Origin of the sequence: Enterococcus sp. DIV1375a (assembly GCF_051712205.1) — a bacterium.
GTDB classification, from domain to species: domain Bacteria; phylum Bacillota; class Bacilli; order Lactobacillales; family Enterococcaceae; genus Enterococcus; species Enterococcus faecalis.
In genome coordinates, this window is record NZ_JBIOOM010000001.1 from 2581155 (window position 1) to 2606494 (window position 25340).

Genomic DNA, 25340 nt, shown 5'->3' on the forward strand with positions numbered 1-25340 from the left:
CTATGGGTTAAGTATATAAAGAAAACGTTTTTTTAAGGGCTTTTTTTCATGAAATGCCAGAATTTCTTCACCAAATGCAAAAATCACCACTTGAAATGCATTCGACATTTCAAGTGGTGATTTTTTAACTTAAGCCAAGTTTTTCTTTAAATTCTTTGACGTATGAACGGCTAACAGGTACTTTTGAGCCATTGGTTAAAATTACTTGCAACGTGTTATTAAACCACGGCTGGATTTCTTGAATTTTTGTTCGATTCAAGATGAAACTTCGATGCGTTTTAATAAAGAGCGTGGCAGGTAATTTTTGTTCGATACTGTTGAGGGTCCCTGTCATCTTGTAGACCTGTTGATCCACAAAAATGCTCAGTTGCCGTTCTTCGACAGAAACGAGGTAAATATCTTCTGGCGCCACAAGATAAATGCGGTCTTCCCCTTGAATAGGTATTGCTTCAGATTTTGGTCCTTTTTCGGCAGTGTTTTCTGGGACAGCTTGAGCCATTTCTTTCGATGCTTTTTCAATGACTTGTGTTATTTTTTCTTCTTCAAAAGGTTTCAAAATATAATCTTTTGCATTCACTTGAAAGGCCTTTAACGCATATTGATCATAGGCGGTTGCAAAGACCAAGTAGGGCGCTTTTTTAAGATGGGTTAATTTTTCCGCTAAATCAAACCCGCTTTCATCGGTCAAATGAATATCTAAAAATAACAAATCTGGCTTTTGATCCATCATCTCTTCCATTGCCTCCGCCACAGAATCCGCTTCTGCAACGCTCGTCACTTGCGGATGTTGGGAAACAAGATAGCTCAATTCTTCTCGTGCTAAGGGCTCATCATCAACGATTAATACGTGCATCTAATTCCTCCTGTTCCATCGGGATTTCTAAATGAACATGGCTCCCGCCTGTTTCTAAATTTTCAATTAAAAAACAACCTTCTGATCCATAAAGGTTCGCCATTCTGCGGGACAAGTTTTCCAGTGCCGTGCCAGTGCCTTTTTCCGAAGTCACTGTCGTCTTTCCTAATAGCAAGCGGCGTTCTTCAGGAATCCCTTGCCCATTGTCATACACATCCACATGTAATTTGTGTTGTTTTGCTTTGACCACTACCCGAACTTGATTGTTCTCCTTCCGGCTGCCAAATGCATGCTTGATGGTATTTTCCACTAACACCTGAATCGCATACGGCGGTACTTTTTCTGAAGCAACCGCTTCTTCCACGTCAAATGTTACTTGATAACGATTCGGAAACCGTGCTTGTTCTAATGACAAATAGGCTTTTACTTGTTCTAGTTCTTGTGAAACTGGGATCGTAGTTTGCACGGCTCCCTGCAAGTTGCCTCGAAAGTATTTGCTTAATTGGAGCAATAGTTTCCGCGCTTTTTCACTGTCTTTCCGCATTAATGCGGAAATAGTATTGATGGCATTAAAGAAGAAATGCGGGTTCACTTGCGCTTGCAAGGATTTAATTTCAGCTTCTTTAAGTAATTTTGATTGTACTTCCGCTTCCCCTAATTCAATTTGTGAAGAAAAAATTGTCCCAAGACCTTCTGCTAACTGTTCCTCGACATGCGTTAACTGCGCTGGATCCGTAAAGTACATTTTTAAGGTGCCAACAATTTGCTGATGGGAAAATAATGGAATCACAATCGCCGCTTGCAACGGACAATTAGGGTCCGAACAACCAACTTCTTCTTTGGCATGCGCGATGGTCATTTGGCCCGTCCGTAACACTTCCCGAGAAAGCTCCGTGATGACTTCTAGCTCTGGAATATGATGGTCGCTTCCTGCGCCAACATGAGCTAAAATTTGATGACTGTTTGTCATGCTAATCGCACTGACTTTTGTATAATGCTTAATAATCTCCGCAACTTTTTTGCTGGAATTTTTATTGAGTCCTTCTCGAAAATATGGCAGTGTTTCCGCTGCTAATTCCAAAACATCGTGCGTCTGAACCGCTTTGGCCTGCTCTTCTTGTTTCAATGTCGTCGTTAGAATCGACATAAAAATGAACGTTCCTACGCTATTTAACAAAATCATCGGCAGCGCAATAAAACGAACCAACGTGGCCCCATCCGCTAGATCACCGCTGAAAAAGAAAATAAAAATCATCTGAATCATTTCCATGCACGCTCCGACAATGGCAGAAAAGCCGGCAGACGGAAAAACGGTTTGCTTTGCCATGCGGCTCCCTAAAAAACCGGCAATTAAGCCAACAATTAAAGAAGCAGGCACATAAAAGAAGCTATGCCCCCCGCCTTGAATAACCCGATGAAAGCCAGCAATTAAACCAACCGTACTGCCGACAATCGGACCACCCACTAATCCAGAAACGCCAATTACTAACGTACGCGTATTCGCAATGGAAGCATTGCTGCTTAAATAGGTTAGTAAATTATTGGGAACAATCTGATTCTTAGCGATTTCGATACCTGTAAAATTAGAAATAATAGCAAATAAACCAAAAATCAAAATCAACTGAACTTTTGAAGACATTTTTTCACGACTTAATAAAACACGCTTAAAATAAGGCACATTCACTAAAAGAAAGGCCAGTAAAATAATTAAGCCCACCCGTTCCATCATTAAAATAAATAATTCGACCACACCGGCACCTCCTTCCTATTAACTATACTATAAATCAAAGAAAAGAAAAAAATGAAGCTTCTCAAAAAGAGGCTTCATTTTTTCTTTTCATTAAAACGCAGGAATATTGGCGCCTTTAGAATTTTTCTTGATGTATTCAGCAACTTCTTTTGTTGTCATCGCTTCTTTTAAAACCTTGATCTTTTCGATATCTTTTTCGCCTTTACGTGTCACAACTTGTAATGCGTAATGTTTACTTGCTTCTTCATCTTCTAACAAGATCGCATCTTTCGTTGTTAAACCAGCAGGTTCTAAGTAGGCTGGGTAGCAGAACACCATAGCGATGTCTTTTTCATCGTAGGCTTTAGCTAAATTCAGTAAATCAATGCTTTCAAAAGTGATGTTTTTAGGATTTTCCACGACATCTGCCACCGTACCGTTAAAGCCGACACCTTCTTTTAATTTAATCACGCCGTTTGCATTTAAAATTGCTAAAGCACGACCTTCATTGGTTGGATCGCTAGGAATCCCCACTTTGGCATTTTCAGGTAAATCTTTCGCATCTTGGTATTCTTTTGAATAGAAACCACCAGCAAAATAATAAATCGGTTGAACAGCCACTAAATCAGCTTTTTTCTCTTTGTTAAACATTTCCATGAAAGGTTGATGTTGCGCAAAATTAGCATCCGCTTCGTCATGTTGCACGGCATCGTTGTAGGCAACATTGTCGCTCACTTCCATAATGTTAATTTTGTACCCTTTTTTCTCAGCTTCTTTCTTGGCAATCTCCAAGATATCTTTTGAAGATTCCAATTGCACGGCAACGGTAATCTCCTTGTCTTCTTTCTGGTCTGCTTGTTTATTTCCCCCACAGGCAGCTAAAATAACTGTTGCAATAACAGCGAATGTTGCTAAATAAAACTTCTTCATTCTTTTGTCCTCCTACTTTCTTTTGTCTAGTTTTTGGGCAATGAAGTTCCCAAGCATTTGTAAAATGAAGACCAGTGCAATCATAATCACAATGGCAACATACATAATACCGTATTCATACCGTTGATACCCGACACGAACTGCAAAATCGCCAATCCCGCCGCCACCAACAACACCCATCACCGTGGAATATGAAACCATACTCACTGTCGTGGTTGTGTAAGCAAGGACTAATCCGCTACGTGCTTCCACCAATAAAAAGTGCCAAATGTATTGGACTTTCGAGGTACCTAACGAATTAGCTAAAAAATAAATTTCTTCTGGAACATCCAACAGCACTTGTTCAACCAAGCGAGCAAAAATCGCGATCGCAACAATACTCAATGGCACAGATGAAGGAATTGGGCCAAACGCCTTTCCTAAAACAGAACGAGTAACTGGAATCAACGCAATCACAAATAATAAATAAGGAAACGAGCGAATAACAGTTACAATGAAATTTAAAACCCAGTACAGCCAAGGTTGATGCCCTTTGACTTTCGGATTAGCCAAAAATAGTCCTAAGCCTAAAGGCAAGCCAACAAGCAAACAGATAGCCATCGAAATCGACATCATAATCCCTGTTTCTTTTAAACCAATCAGCATAGATGGCCAATATTCGGCAAAGGTTTCTGAAAAAGTCATAGGCGCAAACTCCTTTCCACTTTTTCTAAATAGGAAAGCGGTTCTTCCTCATATTGCTGAGGATTATTCAGAAATTCGCCAATTAACTGACCTTTTTCCATCACTAAGATACGATTACATAAGCGCTTCACGGTTTCTAATTCGTGACTGACAAAGAAAATAGTCGGTCGGAATTCCTGATGCGTCTTATGTAATAGTCGAACGACACTTTCTGTATTTTCTTCATCTAATGAACTCGTTGCCTCGTCACATAATAACCATTTTGGATTACGGCTCAACGCTCGAGCAATAGAGACACGCTGTTTTTCCCCACCAGAAAGCTGAGCAGGATACGCTTCTGCCTTATGGGCCATATCAACAAACGTTAATAAACGCTCAATTTTTTCAGGCTGTTTCTCTTTTAAAAGTTTCAAAGGCAACGCAACATTATCATAAATTTTCAAATTTTCTAACAAATTGTAATGCTGAAACACCATCCCCATTTGTTGTTGCTGCTGGCGAACTTCTTTTTTAGAGAAGGTTTGAACATTTCTGCCATCAATGCGAATCTCCCCTTCACTCGGTTGTTCCATTAAATTCAACAAACGTAACAACGTGGACTTGCCAGAGCCACTTTTCCCAACAATCCCAACGATTTCTCCTGGTTGGACAGAAAAGTGAATATTTTTTAACGCGTGTGTCTCTTGATAGACTTTCGACACATTCACTAACTCAATCATGATTACCTCCTAAAGGCCGACAAACAAACTATAACAACTAAAAAAACTGTATAACAATTAAAGTAATTCTGTGAAACGATTTAAAAAAACTATTACGAATTAAAAAATAACACACGTTTCGAAAAACAGCGTTATATCAGAGATGTAACTACTTACATCATCTACTAAAACAGAAAAAAAAGCAACCTTTTTATTTGTGAAAAAAACACTATCTGTTTTTTGTCTGTATTATTTTGTACAAATGAATTAAAAATTTCCTGTTTCTACAGCTATTTCCCCACGCTCCTCTAAAAAAAGACATTCTCAGAAACGAGGCATCCAAAAAAGGAAAAGCGCTCGTAACGATAATGTCTCTAATAGTTTACTTTTTAAATACAACTGTTTCTTCGACAGTAATTCTTTCAGCCAATGATTGAATCACTGGACAGTTTGGGGAGACAAGCTTCAAACACCGTGTCGCCCGTGCTTGAAAGTCTTCTGGAACAGACACATAAAAGAGAATCGTCACCTGTTTTAATGGTTGTGCGCGTCTCTCTACTTCTCTTGAATACGTGACTTCTATTTTTTCAAACTCAAAGGGAATGTGCGAATTTTCCAAAACGGATTGATACACGTATCCCCCACAAGCGCCAATTGCCGAAACGAGCATTTGAACTGGCGAATATCCCTCTTCTTTTGCTAACACCCAGTGCGCTGTTTTCGTTTGTAATTCAAATTTTTCCACACCACGAATAATCGTCAAACGTTCTACCATTGCCATCTTCACTCCTTTTTACTCTTTCTTAAAAGATACTACAAAACAGCGCTAAAACAAACATTTCTAACTTCTCAACTTAGCAAGTCCTAAAAAAAACAAAATTCTCACTTGACAAACAACGCAACACCTGATAATATACTTCCGTTCAAATCGTAACCATTACGATTTAGATTTTATAAATCCAAAAAGAAAGGAAGTGCCTTATGGCTAAAAAATCAAAAATTGCTAAAGCAAAAAAACAACAAGCAATGATTGCAAAATATGCGCCTATTCGCCAAGCCTTAAAAGAAGCTGGCGATTATGAAGGTCTTAGCAAATTGCCAAAAGATGCTCATCCAAGTCGCTTAAAACTCCGCGATCAAACAGATGGGCGCCCACGTGGCTACATGCGTAAATTTGGCATGTCTCGGATTCGTTTCCGTGAATTGGCTAACCAAGGCTTGATTCCTGGCGTCAAAAAAGCAAGCTGGTAACTCATTATTTCGATAAAGACAACTAGCGAGGACAGTCGCCTTTGGGCTGACCTCGCAGCCCCCTTTATCTTTTATACGCAATTAAAAAAATCAAATTGGAGGACGGTACTATGCGCCAATCCATTACGTTAGCTTGCGCTGAAACTGGCGAGCGCCTTTACTTAACAAGTAAAAACAAACGAAATACACCAGAAAAATTACAGCTGAAAAAATATTCACCCAAACTACGGCGCCGCGCACTTTTCACTGAAGTCAAATAACAGGAGGAAAACTTGATGGGCATTCCAATCACCATTGTTTCTGGCTTTTTAGGCGCAGGAAAAACAACCTTAATTAACCATGCGCTTGCGCAGTCACCGTTTCCTAAAGAAGAAATTATTATTATTGAAAATGAATTTGGTCAAACAGGCGTTGACCACGCATTACTTTTACAAACCACGGAACGAATTATTCAATTAAATAACGGTTGCATGTGTTGCAGCTTACGAGGAGATCTTCTTGCCTCTTTATCAGCAATCTTAGAAGTGTATCAAGAAGAACAACAACCCATTGCCCAAGTCATTTTAGAAACAACGGGCATTGCTGATCCGCAACCAATCATTCAAACAATTTTAACGACCCCGCACATCAAAAATCATTTCTATATAGACAGTCTCTTAACGGTCGTTGATGGGCATCATTGGCAACAGCAGCTTCAAGAAGCCGAAGCCATCAAACAACTGGCCTTAGCAGATCGCCTCTTTTTTTCTGTCAAGGAACCAGCAGACAGCACTCAGCTACCAACGTTCCAAGAAACCCTTCGTACCATTAATCCTTTTGCTGATATTTTATCCTTTCAAGCCAACGAGCCTCTTTTGGCTAGTGACTTTTTTCAATTAAATAAGTTTACGGCAACACTTACAGAACACGAAATGACTCATTCCCCGCATGAGCACGCCCACGAGCATCATCACCATACCTTTCACTCCCTAACGTTAACGGCGTCCTCAGCCCTCAACGAACCTCTTTTCACTCGTTGGCTTGATTGGTTAATGTATACACATCAGGAAAAGTTATACCGTTTCAAAGGGATTCTCGCCTTACAGGAGCATGACTTGGCCATTGCCATGCAAGGCGTCAACCAGCAAGTGGCCTTTCAAATGACGAATCAACCCCCTCAAGAAACGACAATTGTTCTGATTGGCAAAGAATTAGAGACAAAAAAAATTCAAGAAACCTTTCAAACCCTCAACAAAATAGCTACTCCGTAAATTATTTTTTACGAAATAGAGGTCCTATATAATGGAAAAAACTGACTTATCTAGCGCTTATCGTCGACTGAAAAGTCCCAACATCAAAACACGAAAACGCGCACTTAAAATCATTAAAGAACATAAGCGCAATAAACAAAAGAAAATTGCGTAATTCACTAAAGGAGCACACCTATGAAAAAATTTACTCTTCCCCTGTTAGCCGCCTTATCGCTAATCCTTTTCGGCGCTTGCGGCAAAACAAACACCTCTGATAAAACCGCTGACGGCAAAGAAAAACTATCCATTGTCACGACTTTTTATCCTATGTACGATTTCACTAAAAATATTGTAGGCGATGAAGGAGACGTCAAATTGTTAATCCCTGCTGGTTCTGAACCCCACGATTATGAACCATCCGCCAAAGATATGGCTACCATCCATGATGCGGATGTTTTCGTTTATCACAATGAAAATATGGAATCTTGGGTACCAAAAGCTGCTAAAGGCTGGAAAAAAGGAGCCCCGAACGTCATTAAAGGTACCGAAAACATGGTCTTACTTCCTGGTAGTGACGAAGACGGACACGACCATGACCACGAACATGGCGAAGAAGGCCACCACCATGAATTAGACCCGCATACTTGGGTTTCACCCCATCGTGCCATCCAAGAAGTTACAAACATCAAAGAACAATTAGTCAAACTTTACCCTAAAAAAGCCAAAACATTTGAAACAAACGCAGAAAAATACTTAACAAAATTAACAGCATTAGACAAAGAGTTCCAAACAGCTTTGAAAGACGCTAAGCAAAAAAGTTTTGTTACCCAACATGCTGCATTTGGTTATCTTGCCTTAGATTACGGCTTAAAACAAGTGCCAATAGCTGGTTTAACACCTGAACAAGAGCCAACTGCAGGGCGTTTGGCAGAGTTGAAAAAATATGTCACAGACAATCAAATTCGCTATATTTATTTTGAAAAAAATGCCAACGATAAAATTGCTAAAACGTTAGCTGACGAAGCAAATGTTCAATTGGAAGTCCTAAACCCGCTAGAAAGTTTGACACAAAAACAAATGGACAATGGCGAAGATTATCTTTCTGTAATGAAAGAAAACTTAACTGCTTTGAAAAAAACAACAGATACAGCTGGGAAAGAGGTTCAGCCAGAAACCTCTGAAAAAACAGAAAAAACCGTGGCTAACGGCTATTTCAAAGACAGTGAGGTGGCTGAGAGAACACTGACAGATTACGCTGGAAATTGGCAATCCGTCTATCCTTTATTAAAAGATGGCACATTAGACCAAGTCTTCGATTACAAAGCGAAGCTGAAAAAAGATAAAACACCAGCCGAATACAAAACCTACTATGATGCCGGCTATCAAACCGATGTCGACCACATCAACATCACTGATTCCACCATCGAGTTTCTGGTCGATGGCAAACCACAAAAATTCACCTATAAAGCAGCCGGTTATAAAATTTTAAACTATGCAAAAGGCAACCGTGGCGTCCGTTTCCTTTTTGAAACAGACGATGCTAATGCTGGGCGGTTTAAATACGTCCAATTTAGTGACCACAACATCGCACCAACGAAAGCCGCTCATTTCCACATCTTCTTCGGCGGCGATAGCCAAGAAAGTCTGTTCAATGAAATGGACAACTGGCCAACGTATTATCCAAACGACTTAAGCAAACAAGAAATTGCCCAAGAAATGATTGCGCATTAAGCATTCAAAAGAGAGGAGATAGCATTAGCTAAAATGCTATCTCCTCTCTTTTTTTATTTAGTCAAGCACGCCATGTTCTGCTTCAAACGTCGCTAACAACTGGCGCACTTCATCCGTTGATTTTGTATTCATTAATTGTGCTCTTAAATCACTGGCACCTGGAAAGCCTTTGACATAAATTTTAAAGAAGCGATGCAGCCCAACGATGGAGCGAGGCACCAATTCTGCATATTTGTCTTGCAAATCCAATTGTAAATGTAGCAAGCCCAGCAATTCTTGTGGCGTATGTGTTTTGGGTTCTTTTTCAAAGGCATAAGGATTTTTAAAAATCCCCCGACCAATCATGATGCCATCTACACCATATTGTTCTGCTAATTCTAGGCCCTTTTGACGATCGGGAATATCCCCATTAATCGTAATTGTCGTTTGCGGTGCGACACGGTCCCGAATAGCCATAATTTGCGGAATGACCTCCCAATGGGCATCCACTTTACTCATCTCTTTTCTTGTTCGCAAATGAATGGATAGATTCGCAATGTCTTGCTCTAATAAATGCGTGATCCACGCCTCCATTTCCGCCATTTCAGTAAATCCAATGCGTGTTTTGACACTAACAGGTAAGCCACCTGCTTTGGCGGCGTCAATCAATTCAGCCGCGACTTCTGGGCGCAAAATTAACCCGCTGCCTTTTCCGCGCTCAGCCACGTTGGGCACAGGACAGCCCATATTTATATCTAATCCTTGAAAGCCCATCTCCGCTACGCCGATACTCATTTCACGGAAAAATTCCGGTTTATCCCCCCAAATATGTGCCACCATCGGCTGTTCATCTTCTGTAAAAACGAGGCGCCCGCGCACACTGTCTTTTCCTTCAGGATGACAATAACTATCTGAATTAGTAAACTCTGTAAAAAACACATCTGGCGCCCCAGCTTCTTTCACGACATGACGAAAGACCACATCAGTGACGTCTTCCATCGGTGCTAAAACAAAAAAGGGCTTTGGCAATGTTGCCCAAAAATTCTTGCTCATCTTCATATACTCCGTTTCTGATTTTTTCTTTATTTTCAACGACAACTTGTCGACATGTTCTGGTGCGAAACATTGCTATTATACAGGGAAATGCACGAAGAATCAAAAAAGGCATACTTAGAAACAAGAAAACTGTCTGAATCTGCTCGCTAGAATGAGTGATTCAGACAGTTTAATCTTTTTACGGCTTAACTACGTAAGCCACGCCCTGTTTCTACAAGGTACCAACAAATGCCATATAAAACGACAATAAATAAGATTAAAATGGTCATAGAAATACCAATTGGCACATCTTGAACCCCTAGGAAACCGTAGCGGAACCCAGAAATCATGTAAACAATCGGATTAACTTTTGAGACAGCTTGCCAAAATGGCGGCAACATGGAAATGGCATAGAAAACCCCACCCAAATAGGTTAAAGGCTGTAACACAAAGGTCGGCACAATCGATACATCATCATAGGATTGCGCAAAAATACCATTTAACAAACCAGCTAAAGAAAAGAGAATCGCTGTCATCAACAAAGTCATGATGACCATCAGCCAAGAAACAACGTGCAATGGCACAAAAAATAGAGAAATGATGGTGACTAACGCACCGACCAAAATACTACGACCAACGCCACCAATCACAAATCCCCAAATAATCACATGAGTTGGAACTGGCGCCACGAGAATTTCTTCGATATTTTTCTGGAATTTTTGTGAGAAAAAGGAAGATGAAACATTGGCGTACGAGCTTGTAATGGCTGACATCATAATTAAACCTGGCACGATAAATTCCATATAAGAAAAACCGCCCATGTCGCCAATTCGCCCGCCAATCATTTTCCCAAAAATCACAAAATATAAGGACGTCGTAATCACTGGCGGTACCAGTGTTTGGACCCAAATCCGTAAATAACGGTTGGTTTCCTTCACAGCTAAACTTTTTAAAGCAGTAAAATACAGACTAAACATGTTGATCCTCCCTTTGGTACGTATCCTCGGTAATCTTCAAGAAGAGCTCTTCCAAACGGTTGGACTTATTCCGCATTGACAATACTTTGATTCCTTGTTGACTTAGCTGTTCAAACAAGTGATTGACTCCTTGGTTTCGTTCCACTTCCACCGCTAACGTTAACTCGTCCTCAAACACACTTTGATAGCCTTCAATAACTGGCGCCTGCGTATAAGGTGCTAAATCAAAAATAAACGTTTCAAATTGTAATTTTGCTAACAAGTGCTTCATGCTGGTGTTTTCAATCAATTCACCAGACTGAATAATCCCAATGTTACGACACAACATCTCAGCTTCTTCTAAGTAATGGGTCGTCAAAATAACCGTGGTTCCCTGCGCATTTAACTCTTGTAAAAAGGCCCACATTTCACGGCGCAATTCAATATCGACACCTGCAGTTGGTTCATCTAAAATCAATAACTTCGGCTCATGCATCAGCGCGCGAGCAATCATCAAGCGACGTTTCATTCCGCCAGAAAGCATTCGAGCCCGTTCGTTCCGTTTTTCCCATAAATTGGATTGTTTTAAATACTTTTCACTCCGTTTCATGGCTTCTTTACGAGACACCCCATAATAGCCCGCTTGATTGACCACAATCTGCTGGACCGTTTCAAACGGATTGAAGTTAAACTCCTGCGGCACTAACCCAATCTGTTGCTTCGCCCGCACCATCTCCGTATCTAAATCATACCCAAAAATTTTGACTTTCCCCGAAGTCTTATTAACTAACGAGGTCACAATCCCAATCGTCGTTGATTTCCCTGCACCATTTGGTCCCAAAAGAGCATAAAAATCGCCTTCTTCGACTGTTAAATCAATCCCCCGCAACGCTTCAACACCTGAAGCGTACACTTTGCGTAAATCTTGTATCACAAGAGCATCAGTCATTCGTAACTCTCCTTAATGTATAAATATTCATGAATATTATTGTAACACTTCTCGATAAAAACGGGGGTTATTTTGATTAATTTTCACAGTTTTGCTTAGCTATTTTTCAACAACAAACTAGCCAACGATTAACGTGTTTATTTTGACTTGAAACTGTTTAAACAGTTTCAAGAGCGTTAAAACCCTTTTAAATCAAGGATTTAGAGTTCTCTTTTTTTGGCACAGAACTTGCTTTATATAAAAGTGAGGTGAAAAGAATGAAAAGAAAATTTTTAATTGCTAGTCATGGAAACTTAGCGAAAGGCTTCCAAAGTTCCTTGGATATTCTCGCAGACAAAGGAAAAGAGCTGGCGGTCATCAATGCCTATGTGACTCCTGAGGACTACACGCCAATTATTCAAACGTTTCTTCAGTCCCTTGGCGCAGAAGAACAAGCTATTATTTTAACAGATTTATATGGTGGTAGTGTCAATCAAAAAATTGTTCAAGAAGTCATGACGACAAAACCAGACAATGTTTTTATCATTTCCAATGCCAACTTAGCCATTGCCTTATCTCTGATTTTCTTAAAAGAAGGCGAAAAGCTAACCAAAGAAGATATTCAAGCAGCAATTGCTGAAGCACAAATTCAATTCGTTGAATTAAACCCATCAAATGAAGAAGAAAACTTTTTTTAGGAGGAAATTAAAATGATTACACAAGTACGAGTAGACGACAGATTAATTCACGGCCAAGTAGCCGTAGTTTGGACCAAAGAATTGAATGCCCCCTTATTAGTTGTAGCGAATGATGAAGCAGCCAAAAACGAAGTAATGCAAATGACGTTAAAAATGGCTGTCCCTAATGGCATGAAACTATTAATTCGCTCAGTCGATGATGCGATTGATGTCTTCAATGATCCTCGTGGCAAAGACAAACGAATTTTTGTAATTGTGAACAGTGTAGCGGATGCTACTAAAATTGCGAAAAACGTGACAAATATTGAAAGTGTGAATGTTGCCAACGCTGGCCGCTTTGATAAATCAGATCCAACCACCAAAACAATGGTTTTCCCAAGTGTCCAATTAAACCCTGAAGAGTTAGAAGCTGCCAAAGAATTAGCCAGTTTGACTCACGTGGAAAGCTATAACCAAGTCCTGCCAACCAACTCAAAATTAAGTCTAAAACAAGCCGTCAATTAAAAGGAGGAAATGAACAATGCTTATGCATGCAACAATGGCAGCCTTAGCTGTATTTATCTGTTTTGCTGGGAATTATTTAACTGGTCAAAGTATGATGGAACGTCCCTTAGTCGTTGGATTAGTCACAGGAATTTTAATGGGCGACATGAAAACAGGGGTTCTAATGGGGGCCTCTCTGGAAGCAATTTTCTTAGGAAATGTTAATATCGGTGGTGTTATCGCAGCGGAACCTGTAACTGCGACTACTTTAGCCACAACGTTTGCAATTATTTCAAATGTCGAACAAAAAGCCGCCATGACGTTAGCCGTACCAATTGGGATGTTAGCCGCTTTCGTGGTGATGTTTTTAAAAAATGTCTTTATGAATATCTTTGCTCCTTCTCTTGACAAAGCAGCACGTGAAGGCAACCAAAAAATGGTTGTGACACTGCATTACGGAACGTGGATCATTTATTATTTAATCATCGCTTCGATTTCATTTATCGGAATTTTAGCAGGAAGCGGGCCAGTAAATCTGTTTGTTGAAAGTATTCCACAAAATTTGATGAACGGCTTAAGCGCAGCTGGCGGACTTTTACCTGCCGTTGGGTTTGCTATGTTAATGAAACTATTATGGGATAATAAATTGGCCGTCTTTTACATTTTAGGCTTTGTTTTAACCGCATACCTACAATTACCAGCCGTTGCGGTGGCGGTTATCGGGACAGTAATTTGTGTCGTGAGTGCCCAACGGGATGTAGAATTTCGCGACATTCTAAAAAGAAAACCTGCGGCGTCTTCTGCGGTTGAAGGCAGCGCGAAAGAAATCGAAGAGGAGGACTTTTTCGCATGAAGTTAAAAGAGAATTTATCTAAAGAAGAGAAAAAAATGATGCGCTCTGTTTTCTGGCGTTCTTGGACGATGAACGCTAGCCGGACAGGAGCTACACAATACCACGCAGTGGGTGTCATGTACACTTTACTCCCAGTTATCAATCGTTTTTATAAAACCAAGGAAGAACGGGCCGAGGCATTGGTGCGTCACACCACTTGGTTCAATGCAACCATGCATATCAATAACTTCATCATGGGGCTCGTTGCTTCGATGGAAAAACAAAACAGTGAAGACGAAAATTTTGATGCTAGCTCTATTACAGCGGTTAAAGCCTCACTAATGGGGCCACTTTCAGGCATCGGTGATTCCTTCTTCTGGGGCATCTTGCGTGTCATTGCTGCCGGTATTGGGATTTCATTAGCCAGCACTGGTTCGCCATTAGGGGCGATTGTCTTCTTACTTTTATACAACGTCCCTGCGTTCCTGATTCACTATTATGCGTTGTATAGCGGCTACTCAATCGGTGAAAGTTTTATCCAAAAAATGTACGAATCAGGCGGAATGAAGATACTCACAAAAGTATCAAGTATGCTAGGCTTAATGATGATGGGCAGTATGACTGCTTCAAATGTAAAATTCAAAACGATTCTTGAAGTTTCCGTTAAAGGAAGCGAAGATGTAGTTAAAATCCAAGACTATTTGGATCAACTATTCGTCGGTATCGTACCATTAGCCGTGACATTACTTGCTTTCTGGCTATTACGCAAAAAAGTCAATGTTAACGTAGTGATGTTTGGCATCATGTTCTTAGGCATCTTGCTAGGATTACTAGGCATCTGTTAAAATTGAAACAATAAACATTTAATTATTAAACACTTAGAGCCTGAGACAAAAATCCAAAGTGATTTTTATCTCAGGCTTAAAAGCTGATAAACGGCGGGAACAGAAGCAACCCCTTTCCCGACCTCTCTTTTGGAAGGACGATGAATCATGCGCTTGGAGACCTACCAACACTTAGTTGATATTTTAGAAACCAGCAACACCCCGATGAGCACACAAGAAATTGCCACAAAAATTCAATTAAGCCGCTCGGTAACCAGCTTATACTTAAATAAATTATTGGAAAAAGGTGAAGTCCAACAAACGGGAAAAAAACCCGTTTATTGGCAATTAACCCGTGCAACAACCCCCACGACCGATGTGTTTCGACAATACATCGGTAGCCAAGGCAGCGCCAAAAAAGCCATTGAACAATGCAAAGCCGCTATGTTGTATCCCCCATTGGGTATGCCTTTATTAATCCATGGAGCCAGTGGCGTCGGCAAAAGCTTTTTGGCAAAACTGATTTATGAGTATCTAAAAAACGAACAAATCATTGGCCTGGAAAAATTCTATACCTTTAACTGTGCCGATTATGCCAATAATCCCGAATTGCTATCATCCATTCTCTTCGGCCATACCAAAGGCGCATTCACTGGGGCTGAATCAGAAAAACAAGGACTCTTGGCCCAAGCTAATAATTCCGTACTCTTTTTAGATGAAGTACATCGATTATCCAACGAAAACCAAGAAAAACTCTTTCAGTTTATGGATACCGGGACCTTCCGCCCTATTGGTGAAGAAGGAAAAATGGTCCATTCCAAGGTCCGGCTACTATTTGCGACCACCGAAAACCCGAAAAAAGTCTTATTACCAACCTTTTATCGCCGAATTTCCGTAATCGTCTCACTTCCGAACTTCAAAGAGCGCCCCATTCGAGAACGGATTGCGATTTTGAAAAACTTATTCCACCGAGAAGCAAAACGAATGACCAAAGACATCAACGTGGACGAAGAAATCTTTACGGCATTATTAGAAAATGACGAACCTGGTAACGTGGGAAGTTTATCCAACAAAGTGCAGCTCCTTTGCGCGTCGCAATTACGAAAAACTTTGCCCAATCAACCTGTCGTCATTGGCGATGCGACTCAACCAATGATTGCGATTCCTTTAGACAAAGAAGTGTTAGAAGAAGACACACTTTCTTCCGATATTTTCGCAACATTTGAAGCCTTATTTACAAAAGAAAAAACACTGGCCCACTTAAAAACTGAACTGACACAATTCATTAAATATTGTTTAGACGATGAAATAACCTTGGAAAATGATTATTTTTTACAAAACCTAGTCACGGAAGTCCAAACCAAAAACAAACTAATTATTAACCAACCTGAGCAAACTGAAAAACCGATGAAAGATGTTGCCAAATTGCTGAAAATTTTACCGCCAACATTTAACGAAACAATGCTCCTTCCAGTCCAAGCACAGTTAAAAGAACACTATCCGCGAACGGTTTCCCTCGTCAAAAACTTAGTCAGTCCGCTGCCAGAAGAATACCGTTACTTGACAGAGGTACTCTTATCTGTATTACTCAGCGGGGAAATTTCTGAAACGATTCCTTACCAAGCGCTCCTCGTGGCGCATGGTGAATCGACTGCCACAAGTATTCAAGCCGTTGCCAACAAATTATGTGGTACCTATATTTTCGATGCGATTAACATGCCCTTAACCTCCTCCGTCCGAGATATCGTCGCCGAAGTTAAAGACTGGCTTTCTCAGCGGGACACATCACAAGGCGTCATCATGCTCGTCGATATGGGTTCCCTGACACAACTTTATAAAAGTTTGAAACCGCAAATTCTTGGAGAACTCTTGGTGATCAATAACCTGACCACTGCCTATGCGTTGGAAATTGGTCATCAATTAATGAACGAACAACTTTTCTATGGTATTGCTAAAACCGCTGAAAAAAAATTTAAAACCGATGTACAGTACTTTGAAGGCTTTTCAGTGGAAAAAAATATCATTGTCTCTAGTATTTCAGGTCTGGATATTGCCAAGCAAATCAAACAAATCTGTCAAAAATACCTGTATACTGATATTAAAGTCATTACCCTAAAATACAAAGATTTGGTAAACACGTTAGACATTGCCAACGCCGAAGAAAATTATTTAAAAGAAACCTCGCTCATTTTGACGACGTCCTACTTAGACAATCATACGAATGTTGCTAGCGTGAATCTCTTAGACATGTTAGACGAAGATGCAGGAACCCAGTTGATGGAACCTTTCCAAAACTTGATGCATCCCAATAACATCGATAGCATGATTAACGAATTTGTTCACTTCTTCTCGAAAGAGGGCTTGTCAGAAAAACTAGAATTTCTAAATCCTGACGTCATTATTAAACAAGTCGAAAACGTTACAAAAAACATTGAAAAACGCTTCGACCTCACACTCAGCGGCAAAATGAAATTTAACTTAATGATGCACAACGCGCTCATGGTAGAGCGAACCATGCTCGGCGTTGAAGACTATGAAATCCCTGCTAACCTAGAGGAACTAACCATTAACCAAAAACCATTTTTCCAAAATGCTAAAAACATTTTCTATACCCTAGAACAGTTTTATCGAATAGAGATTTCCAACTGGGAACTCTATGTGATTTATGAAATTTTGTCTTCTCGGTGAGGAGGGATGGGAAAAGCCACTTTCCTCTGGAAAGTGGCTTTTTTTAGTTTGTGTTCTGCATTAAAAATTCATACATATTAGGTTCTACAGGTGTTTCTAAGGTAAAGTCTAGTTTAACGACGCTTTTTTTCTTACCCTCTTTGTCTTGTTTTTCAACTTGTTGGATAGTTTCTTGAAGAGGGACTACTTCGCCTAGATAATAGAAATCTGTTTCATTCTCTTTTTGATTATATTTCCGTTTCACAAATAAATGAAATTTATATTCCCCAGGATTTCGCAAAAGTTGAACTTCTGGTGAGCGTAGATTTCTAGGCGCTTTTGTATACCAATGGAATGTTCGTTCATCAATAAATTCATCCTCATAAGCAATACGTGCAGCTTTAAAATCTTTGCCTTTATCCAAAGTTACAAAAATAGCAAAATGATTGTTACTGTTTGTATATCCACCAATACTTTGTTCATTTTGATTAAAGTTCATATTTAATAATCGTAAAACATCTTTACGACGATATTTTTTGTATAAATTTAACGGTTGGGATAAATCATACTCCATAGATTTGTTAATCCCTGTATGGATTACATCTAACATCAAATTGATAAAATAAGAATTCTTTTTAAACTCTCTGAATTTTTCTGTTATTTGTAAACAATTCTCTTTCATCTTAAACATTTGTGATAACAAATAACGTTTTCTAATTGTTGACTCGTAAAAAGATAAATCTAAGACTTTAACAACAGATGCTAGAGTATCTGTCGTATACGTCAGGTTAAACGTATCAAACAGCGCTGTGATTTCCTCTAAAGATAACTGTTCTTTATCTGTCATTAAAAATTCTTCAATAACATAAAGTTCATGCGGGCGAATTCCTGATAGCAATTCTACAGAAACAAATTTTAGTGCACCGTTTTCTTCTTCACTTAATTTAGCTTCTGTTTCCCCAATCCTCTCCAAGAAATTATAGTATGTTTTTTCTTTACCTATAATCAACAATGGATCCACGCCATCTAACACTTGAAAATCATTCAGGTAAGGAACCCTATTCAACCGATTTTTCAACTTAAAATAACTAGCTTTTAGTTCTGACATCGCATCTAATTTAGCTTGATCAATTGATTTAAAGATACGTTCACGAGCAACTTTTTCAAAATTAATTGAAGATAAACCACTGATATACGTCACATCAATTGTATCGCGACGTAAACTATTCTTAGTTTGAGAACTATCTCCAGATAAAGCCATAGGAATCATATAGTTATTTTTATAATTACCAATAAAATCAATTACCGTAACAAATTCTTTTGATGGGTCTTTTCTTAGCCCCCGACCTAATTGCTGAATAAAAATAATACTAGATTGCGTATTTCGCAGCATAATTACTTGATTTACTTTAGGGATATCAATACCTTCATTAAAAATATCAACCGTGAAGATATAATGAATCTCTCCAGTATCTAAACGCTTAATTTCCTTTTCTCTTTTACCAAAATTATGGTCACCTGATAAATAAGCACTCGGAATTCCACGATCGTTAAACATCTCTGCTAACTGCCTTGCTTCGTCTTTACGACTACAAAACACCAAGCCTCGAGGACTATCTCCCGAATAACCATAATAGTTAATTTTTTTTATTAAAAAATCAACTCGTTCTTTCTGTAGCAAACGTTTTAAATCGGTTGTTTCATCAATGATTTCACCATCTTTTTCATAATCAGTTACGCCAAAATAATAAAATGGACAAAGCAGTTCTGCCTCTAAAGCGGCTTGCAAACGTATTTCATACGCTACATTATAATCAAATAGCTCAAAGATATTAAAATTATCTGTTCTTTCAGGTGTAGCCGTCATCCCCAATAAAAACTTGGGATTGAAAAATTCAATGGCTTTAATATAAGATTTCGCTCCAGCTTTATGGACTTCATCAATCAAAATATAGTCAAACGCTTCTTTTCCTAAACGCTCTTGATATTCACTTTTAGATACTGTTTGAATTGTTCCAAATAGATATTTTGCATCAAAATTCTTAGAATTCCCTGATAAAACACCATAATCATCATCTTTTCCACCTAAAATCAATTTGAATGATTCTAATGCTTTCATTAAAATTAGCTCACTATGAACAATAAATAATACACGTTTAGGATTGAATTGCTGCACATCAAATGCTGCTAGATACGTTTTCCCTGTACCAGTCGCCGAAACAATCATTCCCTTAGTTGCGCCCGTTTCTCTAAGCGCTTTTAAACTTCTAAGCGCTTCTTTCTGCATAGAGTTCGGCAAAATATATTGCGTATCTAAACACTCGTTTTCAGAAACATCTTGTACTAACATCTTTCTATTAACAATAGGATGATAATTTTTTTCAAATGCATCGACCCATTCTAGGGTTAGCGACTGTGCCTCATGCCATTCTTGAATGAGATGCTTTTGAATAGAAGAAACCATCTCGCCATTCTCTCTTGAAGTTAATCTAACATTCCATTCATAGTTAAGTTTCAAAGCAGACATTGTTAGGTTCGAACTACCAATAACAAAGCTTTGATAATCCTCCATCTCAAACAAATATCCTTTTGAATGAAAACCTTCTTTTTTAGAAACTCGTACTTCTACATTTGGAATATTCAACAATGCTCGAAATACGTGTGGATCATTAAAATTTAAGTATGTTGATGTTAAAATTTTTCCAGAGATTCCACGCAAAGCCAGATCAGCCAGTTGTGTTTTTATTGCATTTAAGCCACTAGGTGTTATAAATGCAACGGCTATAAAAAAAGTCTTACAGCTTTTCAAATCTTTACTCAATGTATTCAGTAAATAATCATGTTTTTTGGGATTGTTAACAATAAATTTAGGTGTAAGTTCGTCACCTAGAGCTTCCTTATTAATAAATGCCTTTTGTAACGCCAATTCTAAATTATCCATTTTGTTCAGTTCCCACACCTTTTTCTACTAATTTTTCCACAGTAGGAATATCAGCAGGCGCCCACTCAAGTTGGTTTAATTCATTTGGCGTTAGCCATTTAATTTGTAGATGTTCTGTCAACTGAGGTTCACCTGATTCTAAATAACAGATAAATGTAGTTAGATTAACGAAACCAAAATCATACTCATATCGACAAAAAGCATACTCTTCCTTGACGATCGTTACTTCTATTTTTAATTCTTCTTGCAATTCACGTTCAAGCGCTTGAACTTTCGTCTCACCATTCTCGATTTTTCCACCAGGAAATTCCCAAAGATTTGCTAATGCACGTTCAGGTCCTCTTTGACAACACAAAACTTTCCCGTTCCCCACTATGATTGCTCCTACTACGTGAATTTCTTTTTTCATATATTTTAACCCTCTAATCTAATTGATTTTGTTAGTTTTATTATATTTAGGATCGCATAAATAAGCTAGGGTTGCAATATTAGTGGCGTAAATTTCATTTATTATATTTGTTTTTTGATTTACTATACTTTAATTATTTAATAACTCTTCAGTTTAAACATACTAATCTCTCAAAAAACCGCTACTTACTCCCTCCAAAACGCAAGAGAGAAAAAGTTAATAAAGAAATATCTCCCAAAAACGTATGATGAATTCAAAGAAAAAAGAAATAGCGGCGATCAAAATGAGGAAATCAACTAAAAAGAAATGTATCATTTGCGTAAGTGCGTTATTCGGAATGAGGATACTTGCTGAAATCGGAATCAATTATTCTATTGGTAAGAAAGATAAACATATTGTCAGTATGTGAATTTTTATATACTGGTTTATGACAGAACACACACTGTTGCTACCATAAAAAAGACACCTTCCAAAAAATGGAAAGTGTCTTGAAACATTGTAATTGATTGGTAAGCGAACACGTTCGCAACGACTCCAAATAATTAACGTTTTGAGAACTACCATCTGCAATATCTAAGAGGATATATTTCTAAAAATCATCTTACATCCATCCATATTTTTTTATATTAAAGATCCTTTTAAAAATATAAAAATGGATAAAAGTGGATAAAACCAAGAAAAATTATGCCCAAGTTGATTGCCGATTACGATTACATCAAATGAACACAATAATTTTTCGAGCCAATAATTTACTTTCATTCAACCCTCACACTGTTACGTAGCATCACCGCTTGTTTGAACGTCTCCACTAGCTCATCTAGTACTTCTGTTACACCAAATTTCTCAAAGACTTTTTTATTATAATCGAGCCACTTTTTGTCGGATAGTTGATCTAAAATATTTGGAACTGGTTCATCGGAAATAATCTCCCACAATTGAACTATTTCAAGAGCATCATCAGCATTTAGTTTATTAAAATCTAGCATAACACTATCCATTATACCCTCTTTCGTTGTATCTAAAACACCCAGCCCTCGCCCAAAACCAGTGGCTTCAATCATAAATTGTCCAAAATAAGTGTTAAGCAACGCATGTATTAATCTTTTATCCGCATTAACTTCCTGTTTAACTCTAAAAACGGTTAGTCGTTGATTAATTAGAAGATCATTAGGAATTGATGACCAAAATAATCTTTGGTCTGGATTCAATGATGTCACAAAATCACCATAGACTGGATCTGGTAATTGGTACCACTGTTCTAATTCTAATTGGGATTTAGTTTTGGGCTGCTTCTCAAACTTTTTAATGTAGTGATAAGCTCCTCCTTCACTATTCTGCGCTAAATCTTTAAAATTATCTCTTATGAGAAATACATTCGAATCCGCTAAAGCGGTGAAACCTTTTACACTAGCTGGCGTTTTAAGTAGCGGCTTAATATACTTAGGTTCAATCTTTTCAGATGGAGCAATATCGTAAAAGAACCTGTCATTCGTTGACTTAATTCCTCTTCTTCCACTAAATACCGAAGTCATAGGAATTATTAAATGTTGGATTTTTTCAAACCATTTCATATTATGAAATAACACATTTAAAGACAATCCATTTTCTATAAAATTGACGATTTCTTCTTTAGAATAGCTTATGGAGGTATAATTTTCTCCTTTATCATCATTTATTAACATTGAGTCTGCCAAATCAGTCAGACTTTCTTCAGATATATGATTTATATCTACATTTAATTTAACAAATTTCACCTGATTATTTGTGCTCATTTTCTTATTTAGAACTAAAATTGTAGTAACAACATCCGCATTATCAAACCAACGTCCTTTTCCAGAGATAATTACCTTATCAATTTCAAACAATGAAAAAAGAAGTTCTATAAAGTTTTTTCTTCCTTTAGTTTTTAACCAAGAGTTTGACGTTATTACCGACATGGAACCGTTATCTTTTAAAATTCGTTCAATACCAACTATTCCGAACTGGTACCAGTCTTTTTTTAAATCTAGCGGACCTAATCCTCTATTTTTTAGATACTCGTTAACTTCCGCCATACATACTTTTTCTTCTTGATCATTCTTAATCCTTTCACTCCGAATGAACGGCAAATTTGAAATCACATAATCAAATTCTGGGACAGTTTTCTCTAAAACTTTTCCATCAATTGGATCCGTTATGTTTATTTTTTGCCCACTTCGCAAGCTAAGCAAATCTTTTTGGAAAATAATATTGGGAAGATTAAGACTTTCTTTTGAAGACATAGAAATATTAGCCACTTGCATGGGCATCCGATATTTATCAGATGCCCAAATATTATCATGTGCAAACCTATCTCCTTTAGATTTTGCAATAAGATTCATGGTGGTACTAATAATCGTCCCCGATCCCACACAGGGGTCAATCACTTTTGAATCCGTGCTTTTTATGGAAGATTTCACCAGAAATTTTGCAAGTAACTTGGGCGTGGTATATAATCCCATTAATTCGCGTTTCGAAACGTCAACAATGCTTTCTAGCGTTGTTTGAAATTCCTTCTGATCAAGATCATCAAATTGCTTTTCATTTAAGAAAGACGCATACTCCCTTAGAACACTTTGACTACTATCTGATAATATTTCACTTGTTGGATCACAGTGCAGTATTGAGTAGAAATCAGAACTTTTTGTTGCTTCATTGAATGCTTCCGCAATTTGATTGAAATTGCTACTCTCATCAAGTAAAAAACCTAATGCATTATAAATTGAATTATGTTGACTTTTTAGAAGGTTACTAAATATGATCCGATTGACCCAATTTATCAGGATATTTTTAGCAAACATTCTAGTCATTTCTTGTTCACTCACATCTTCAACTAACTTCGAACTGAATTCTAGTAGTTCAGTTTCATACCATCTTTTAATTTCAATCAATAACGGGCGATTACCAAGTTCTTTATAATATTGCGCTAATTCAGCAGAGTATTTGTTAGCGATGTCTTCTGCAATCGTCTCTGCAGAAGATAGTACCGGAACCACACTTACAATTTTTTCTCTGAATAGTTCATTTAAATGAACTATTACCTCCAACAGCAAAGCCTTCCAGGAATTACGATTTCTTATTACATCCTGTCTTGTAGTATTATCTTTGAGATCATCCCATCGCTTGCTGGTCATCCAACTACCTTCGTTTGATCGATAATACACTACTACTTGCTTAAAATTCCATAACACAAAAGCATTAGTTTTCAGTCGATCAGCCTTATCTACAGCATTACTAAACAGCTCTTTATCATTTATATCAGTATCTGGCATTTTTAGTTCCCATCCCAGAGCAACCTTTGTCTGAAGTTCATCTTCATAATAAAGTATATCTGGAAATAGAGTGTTTGCTCGTTGATCATGACCACCCGAACGTTTTAAGGACTGCTCACCCGTGGCTTGCTTAAATACTAAATCTCTATTATCAAATATCTTTTGTGACTCTTTTATTAACTCTATTGCTTCACTTCTCTCGTTTGTTTTCAAATCTGGCATCACTTTTCTCCTCGAATAGATTAGCTTTCTTTATATAGTTTTTTATGTGACTTGGTAACTCTCGATATGCTTTCTGAACCCTTTTGTTGGACTCCTCAATATAATCGATATCTCGGTTTTTAAATAGTTTTGAATGCTCATTTTTTTCTATTCCAATAAAATTTCTTCCTTCTTTTATTGCCGCAACCAAAAAAGATCCACTACCTGATGTATTGTCTAAAATTATATCTCCAGGATTAGAAAAAGTCCTAATTAAATATCGTCCTAGCTCAACTGGTTTTTGAGTTGGATGTATAACCTCACCCTCTGATTCAGCCGTTTTAAAGTAAATGATGTCTACTGGGTATCTTTCTCCAGAACTTTTTACATGAGTCGGCCCAAAATCACCGTATGAACCTGTCAATTGATCTTTTCTCACACCTTTATCATATGCCTCGCCATCTCTCATTTGTGGATTATAAGTTGGTTGCTTCTTGTAAAACACCAGTACTTCCTCAAATTTTCTCAAAGGCTGTTTTTTAGCATTTAAAAAATTAGTCGCCTTAGATTTCTCCCAAATGAATTTATATTTATATTCATCAGGATTCGATAACATTAGTTGTGCTGAAAACAAGCCTGATGCGGTAAATACCATGGCCCCATTATCCTTAATAATTCGATGATATTGTTCCCACAGCTCATCAAGTGGAACTACACTATCCCATTTATTTTGAGTTGTACCATATGGAAGATCCACTAATAACATATCTACAGATTTATCAGCAATTTGTCTCATCACATCAATTGTGTCTCCCTCTACAATTGAATTTATTAATCTATCGTTCTGCTTATTATCTATCAATTTTTTTTCTTCCTTTAATTCATCTAAAATATTTATCTCAATTTTCACTATATATTCTCCTTCATCACATTTCATTATATTTTACATTAATTTATTTAATATAGCGAAAATAAGTCGAAAAATGAATAGT

General features: G+C 37.9%; 23 protein-coding genes. 10 read left to right on the plus strand and 13 right to left on the minus strand.

From position 1 onward, the window contains the following. Positions 1-124: 124 nt before the first annotated feature. The 6 genes from IGJ63_RS12545 to IGJ63_RS12570 form a co-directional block, all read right to left on the minus strand. Entirely contained in the window at positions 125-853 is a 729-nt protein-coding gene (locus IGJ63_RS12545) for a LytR/AlgR family response regulator transcription factor (RefSeq protein WP_002354828.1), read from the minus strand. Beyond that, the gene (locus IGJ63_RS12550; RefSeq protein WP_002367484.1) at positions 834-2603 is read right to left on the minus strand and encodes a sensor histidine kinase; all 1770 of its coding nucleotides are present in this window, start codon (positions 2601-2603) and stop codon (positions 834-836) included. The genes IGJ63_RS12545 and IGJ63_RS12550 overlap by 20 nt, the downstream gene beginning before the upstream one ends. Positions 2604-2693: 90 nt before the next feature. Further along, a complete protein-coding gene (locus IGJ63_RS12555; protein ID WP_438746569.1) occupies positions 2694-3512 on the minus strand; it encodes a MetQ/NlpA family ABC transporter substrate-binding protein in 819 nt (272 codons plus the stop codon). 12 nt (positions 3513-3524) lie between these two features. Beyond that, on the minus strand, positions 3525-4196 hold the full coding sequence (locus tag IGJ63_RS12560) for a methionine ABC transporter permease (RefSeq protein WP_002354825.1): 672 nt from the start codon (positions 4194-4196) through the stop codon (positions 3525-3527). Further along, entirely contained in the window at positions 4193-4915 is a 723-nt protein-coding gene (locus IGJ63_RS12565) for a methionine ABC transporter ATP-binding protein (protein WP_438746571.1), read from the minus strand. The genes IGJ63_RS12560 and IGJ63_RS12565 overlap by 4 nt, the downstream gene beginning before the upstream one ends. A gap of 361 nt (positions 4916-5276) precedes the next feature. Further along, positions 5277-5675 (minus strand): OsmC family protein, encoded by a 399-nt coding sequence (locus tag IGJ63_RS12570; protein WP_002401676.1) that lies wholly within the window; start codon positions 5673-5675, stop codon positions 5277-5279. A 200-nt stretch (positions 5676-5875) separates the two neighbouring features. On the opposite strand from IGJ63_RS12570, the gene rpsN reads away from it, so the two are divergent. The 5 genes from rpsN (at position 5876) to IGJ63_RS12595 (ending at position 9105) form a co-directional block, all read left to right on the plus strand. Beyond that, complete coding sequence (gene rpsN, locus IGJ63_RS12575) at positions 5876-6145, plus strand: 30S ribosomal protein S14 (protein WP_438746573.1); 270 nt, start codon at positions 5876-5878, stop codon at positions 6143-6145. Positions 6146-6255: 110 nt separating this feature from the next. Beyond that, positions 6256-6405, plus strand: a complete 150-nt coding sequence (gene rpmG / locus IGJ63_RS12580; protein ID WP_438746575.1) for a 50S ribosomal protein L33 — start codon at positions 6256-6258, stop codon at positions 6403-6405. Between the two features lie 15 nt (positions 6406-6420). Then, the gene (locus tag IGJ63_RS12585; protein ID WP_002367488.1) at positions 6421-7395 is read left to right on the plus strand and encodes a CobW family GTP-binding protein; all 975 of its coding nucleotides are present in this window, start codon (positions 6421-6423) and stop codon (positions 7393-7395) included. 31 nt (positions 7396-7426) lie between these two features. Next, positions 7427-7549 (plus strand): putative metal homeostasis protein, encoded by a 123-nt coding sequence (locus IGJ63_RS12590; RefSeq protein ID WP_002383181.1) that lies wholly within the window; start codon positions 7427-7429, stop codon positions 7547-7549. A gap of 20 nt (positions 7550-7569) precedes the next feature. Continuing rightward, positions 7570-9105 carry a zinc ABC transporter substrate-binding protein AdcA gene (locus tag IGJ63_RS12595; protein WP_002401146.1) on the plus strand — a complete coding sequence of 512 codons (1536 nt, stop codon included), beginning with the start codon at positions 7570-7572 and terminating at the stop codon, positions 9103-9105. Positions 9106-9162: 57 nt separating this feature from the next. Here the strand turns inward: IGJ63_RS12595 and IGJ63_RS12600 are convergent, their stop codons facing one another. From IGJ63_RS12600 to IGJ63_RS12610, 3 genes are all read right to left on the minus strand, one after another. Next, entirely contained in the window at positions 9163-10137 is a 975-nt protein-coding gene (locus tag IGJ63_RS12600) for a tRNA dihydrouridine synthase (protein WP_141426238.1), read from the minus strand. A 188-nt stretch (positions 10138-10325) separates the two neighbouring features. Beyond that, positions 10326-11096, minus strand: a complete 771-nt coding sequence (locus tag IGJ63_RS12605) for an ABC transporter permease (protein ID WP_002354811.1) — start codon at positions 11094-11096, stop codon at positions 10326-10328. Then, complete coding sequence (locus IGJ63_RS12610; protein WP_438746578.1) at positions 11089-12024, minus strand: ABC transporter ATP-binding protein; 936 nt, start codon at positions 12022-12024, stop codon at positions 11089-11091. Before IGJ63_RS12610 ends, IGJ63_RS12605 begins: the two co-directional genes overlap by 8 nt. Before the next feature lie 257 nt (positions 12025-12281). Here IGJ63_RS12610 and IGJ63_RS12615 point away from each other — a divergent pair, with 257 nt between their 5' ends. The 5 genes from IGJ63_RS12615 to IGJ63_RS12635 all read left to right on the plus strand — a co-directional run bounded on the left by IGJ63_RS12615 (position 12282) and on the right by IGJ63_RS12635 (position 17528). Continuing rightward, complete coding sequence (locus IGJ63_RS12615; protein WP_002354802.1) at positions 12282-12701, plus strand: PTS sugar transporter subunit IIA; 420 nt, start codon at positions 12282-12284, stop codon at positions 12699-12701. 12 nt (positions 12702-12713) lie between these two features. Then, on the plus strand, positions 12714-13205 hold the full coding sequence (locus IGJ63_RS12620) for a PTS system mannose/fructose/N-acetylgalactosamine-transporter subunit IIB (protein ID WP_142956677.1): 492 nt from the start codon (positions 12714-12716) through the stop codon (positions 13203-13205). Between the two features lie 16 nt (positions 13206-13221). Further along, positions 13222-14037, plus strand: a complete 816-nt coding sequence (locus tag IGJ63_RS12625) for a PTS mannose/fructose/sorbose/N-acetylgalactosamine transporter subunit IIC (RefSeq protein ID WP_002365419.1) — start codon at positions 13222-13224, stop codon at positions 14035-14037. After that, on the plus strand, positions 14034-14861 hold the full coding sequence (locus IGJ63_RS12630) for a PTS system mannose/fructose/sorbose family transporter subunit IID (protein WP_002360964.1): 828 nt from the start codon (positions 14034-14036) through the stop codon (positions 14859-14861). Before IGJ63_RS12625 ends, IGJ63_RS12630 begins: the two co-directional genes overlap by 4 nt. A gap of 147 nt (positions 14862-15008) precedes the next feature. Then, a complete protein-coding gene (locus tag IGJ63_RS12635) occupies positions 15009-17528 on the plus strand; it encodes a sigma 54-interacting transcriptional regulator (RefSeq protein WP_131750330.1) in 2520 nt (839 codons plus the stop codon). Positions 17529-17571: 43 nt separating this feature from the next. Here the strand turns inward: IGJ63_RS12635 and IGJ63_RS12640 are convergent, their stop codons facing one another. The 4 genes from IGJ63_RS12640 to IGJ63_RS12655 form a co-directional block, all read right to left on the minus strand. Then, positions 17572-20448 (minus strand): DUF3427 domain-containing protein, encoded by a 2877-nt coding sequence (locus tag IGJ63_RS12640; RefSeq protein WP_438746581.1) that lies wholly within the window; start codon positions 20446-20448, stop codon positions 17572-17574. Continuing rightward, on the minus strand, positions 20441-20857 hold the full coding sequence (locus IGJ63_RS12645; RefSeq protein WP_438746583.1) for a (deoxy)nucleoside triphosphate pyrophosphohydrolase: 417 nt from the start codon (positions 20855-20857) through the stop codon (positions 20441-20443). The genes IGJ63_RS12640 and IGJ63_RS12645 overlap by 8 nt, the downstream gene beginning before the upstream one ends. 755 nt (positions 20858-21612) lie before the next feature. After that, positions 21613-24369 carry an N-6 DNA methylase gene (locus IGJ63_RS12650; RefSeq protein WP_284955241.1) on the minus strand — a complete coding sequence of 919 codons (2757 nt, stop codon included), beginning with the start codon at positions 24367-24369 and terminating at the stop codon, positions 21613-21615. Next, entirely contained in the window at positions 24338-25258 is a 921-nt protein-coding gene (locus IGJ63_RS12655) for a DNA-methyltransferase (protein WP_284955243.1), read from the minus strand. The genes IGJ63_RS12650 and IGJ63_RS12655 overlap by 32 nt, the downstream gene beginning before the upstream one ends. Positions 25259-25340 lie beyond the last annotated feature (82 nt).

Excerpts from the sequence above, each read along its gene's own strand:
- IGJ63_RS12545 (WP_002354828.1), bottom strand. The coding sequence starts at position 853 with ATGCACGTATTAATCGTTGATGATGAGCCCTTAGCACGAGAAGAATTG.
- IGJ63_RS12555 (WP_438746569.1), bottom strand. The coding sequence starts at position 3,512 with ATGAAGAAGTTTTATTTAGCAACATTCGCTGTTATTGCAACAGTTATT.
- IGJ63_RS12560 (WP_002354825.1), bottom strand. The coding sequence starts at position 4,196 with ATGACTTTTTCAGAAACCTTTGCCGAATATTGGCCATCTATGCTGATT.
- IGJ63_RS12565 (WP_438746571.1), bottom strand. The coding sequence starts at position 4,915 with ATGATTGAGTTAGTGAATGTGTCGAAAGTCTATCAAGAGACACACGCG.
- IGJ63_RS12570 (WP_002401676.1), bottom strand. The coding sequence starts at position 5,675 with ATGGCAATGGTAGAACGTTTGACGATTATTCGTGGTGTGGAAAAATTT.
- rpsN (WP_438746573.1), top strand. The coding sequence starts at position 5,876 with ATGGCTAAAAAATCAAAAATTGCTAAAGCAAAAAAACAACAAGCAATG.
- rpmG (WP_438746575.1), top strand. The coding sequence starts at position 6,256 with ATGCGCCAATCCATTACGTTAGCTTGCGCTGAAACTGGCGAGCGCCTT.
- IGJ63_RS12585 (WP_002367488.1), top strand. The coding sequence starts at position 6,421 with ATGGGCATTCCAATCACCATTGTTTCTGGCTTTTTAGGCGCAGGAAAA.
- IGJ63_RS12590 (WP_002383181.1), top strand. The coding sequence starts at position 7,427 with ATGGAAAAAACTGACTTATCTAGCGCTTATCGTCGACTGAAAAGTCCC.
- IGJ63_RS12595 (WP_002401146.1), top strand. The coding sequence starts at position 7,570 with ATGAAAAAATTTACTCTTCCCCTGTTAGCCGCCTTATCGCTAATCCTT.
- IGJ63_RS12600 (WP_141426238.1), bottom strand. The coding sequence starts at position 10,137 with ATGAGCAAGAATTTTTGGGCAACATTGCCAAAGCCCTTTTTTGTTTTA.
- IGJ63_RS12605 (WP_002354811.1), bottom strand. The coding sequence starts at position 11,096 with ATGTTTAGTCTGTATTTTACTGCTTTAAAAAGTTTAGCTGTGAAGGAA.
- IGJ63_RS12610 (WP_438746578.1), bottom strand. The coding sequence starts at position 12,024 with ATGACTGATGCTCTTGTGATACAAGATTTACGCAAAGTGTACGCTTCA.
- IGJ63_RS12615 (WP_002354802.1), top strand. The coding sequence starts at position 12,282 with ATGAAAAGAAAATTTTTAATTGCTAGTCATGGAAACTTAGCGAAAGGC.
- IGJ63_RS12620 (WP_142956677.1), top strand. The coding sequence starts at position 12,714 with ATGATTACACAAGTACGAGTAGACGACAGATTAATTCACGGCCAAGTA.
- IGJ63_RS12625 (WP_002365419.1), top strand. The coding sequence starts at position 13,222 with ATGCTTATGCATGCAACAATGGCAGCCTTAGCTGTATTTATCTGTTTT.
- IGJ63_RS12630 (WP_002360964.1), top strand. The coding sequence starts at position 14,034 with ATGAAGTTAAAAGAGAATTTATCTAAAGAAGAGAAAAAAATGATGCGC.
- IGJ63_RS12635 (WP_131750330.1), top strand. The coding sequence starts at position 15,009 with ATGCGCTTGGAGACCTACCAACACTTAGTTGATATTTTAGAAACCAGC.
- IGJ63_RS12640 (WP_438746581.1), bottom strand. The coding sequence starts at position 20,448 with ATGGATAATTTAGAATTGGCGTTACAAAAGGCATTTATTAATAAGGAA.
- IGJ63_RS12645 (WP_438746583.1), bottom strand. The coding sequence starts at position 20,857 with ATGAAAAAAGAAATTCACGTAGTAGGAGCAATCATAGTGGGGAACGGG.
- IGJ63_RS12650 (WP_284955241.1), bottom strand. The coding sequence starts at position 24,369 with ATGCCAGATTTGAAAACAAACGAGAGAAGTGAAGCAATAGAGTTAATA.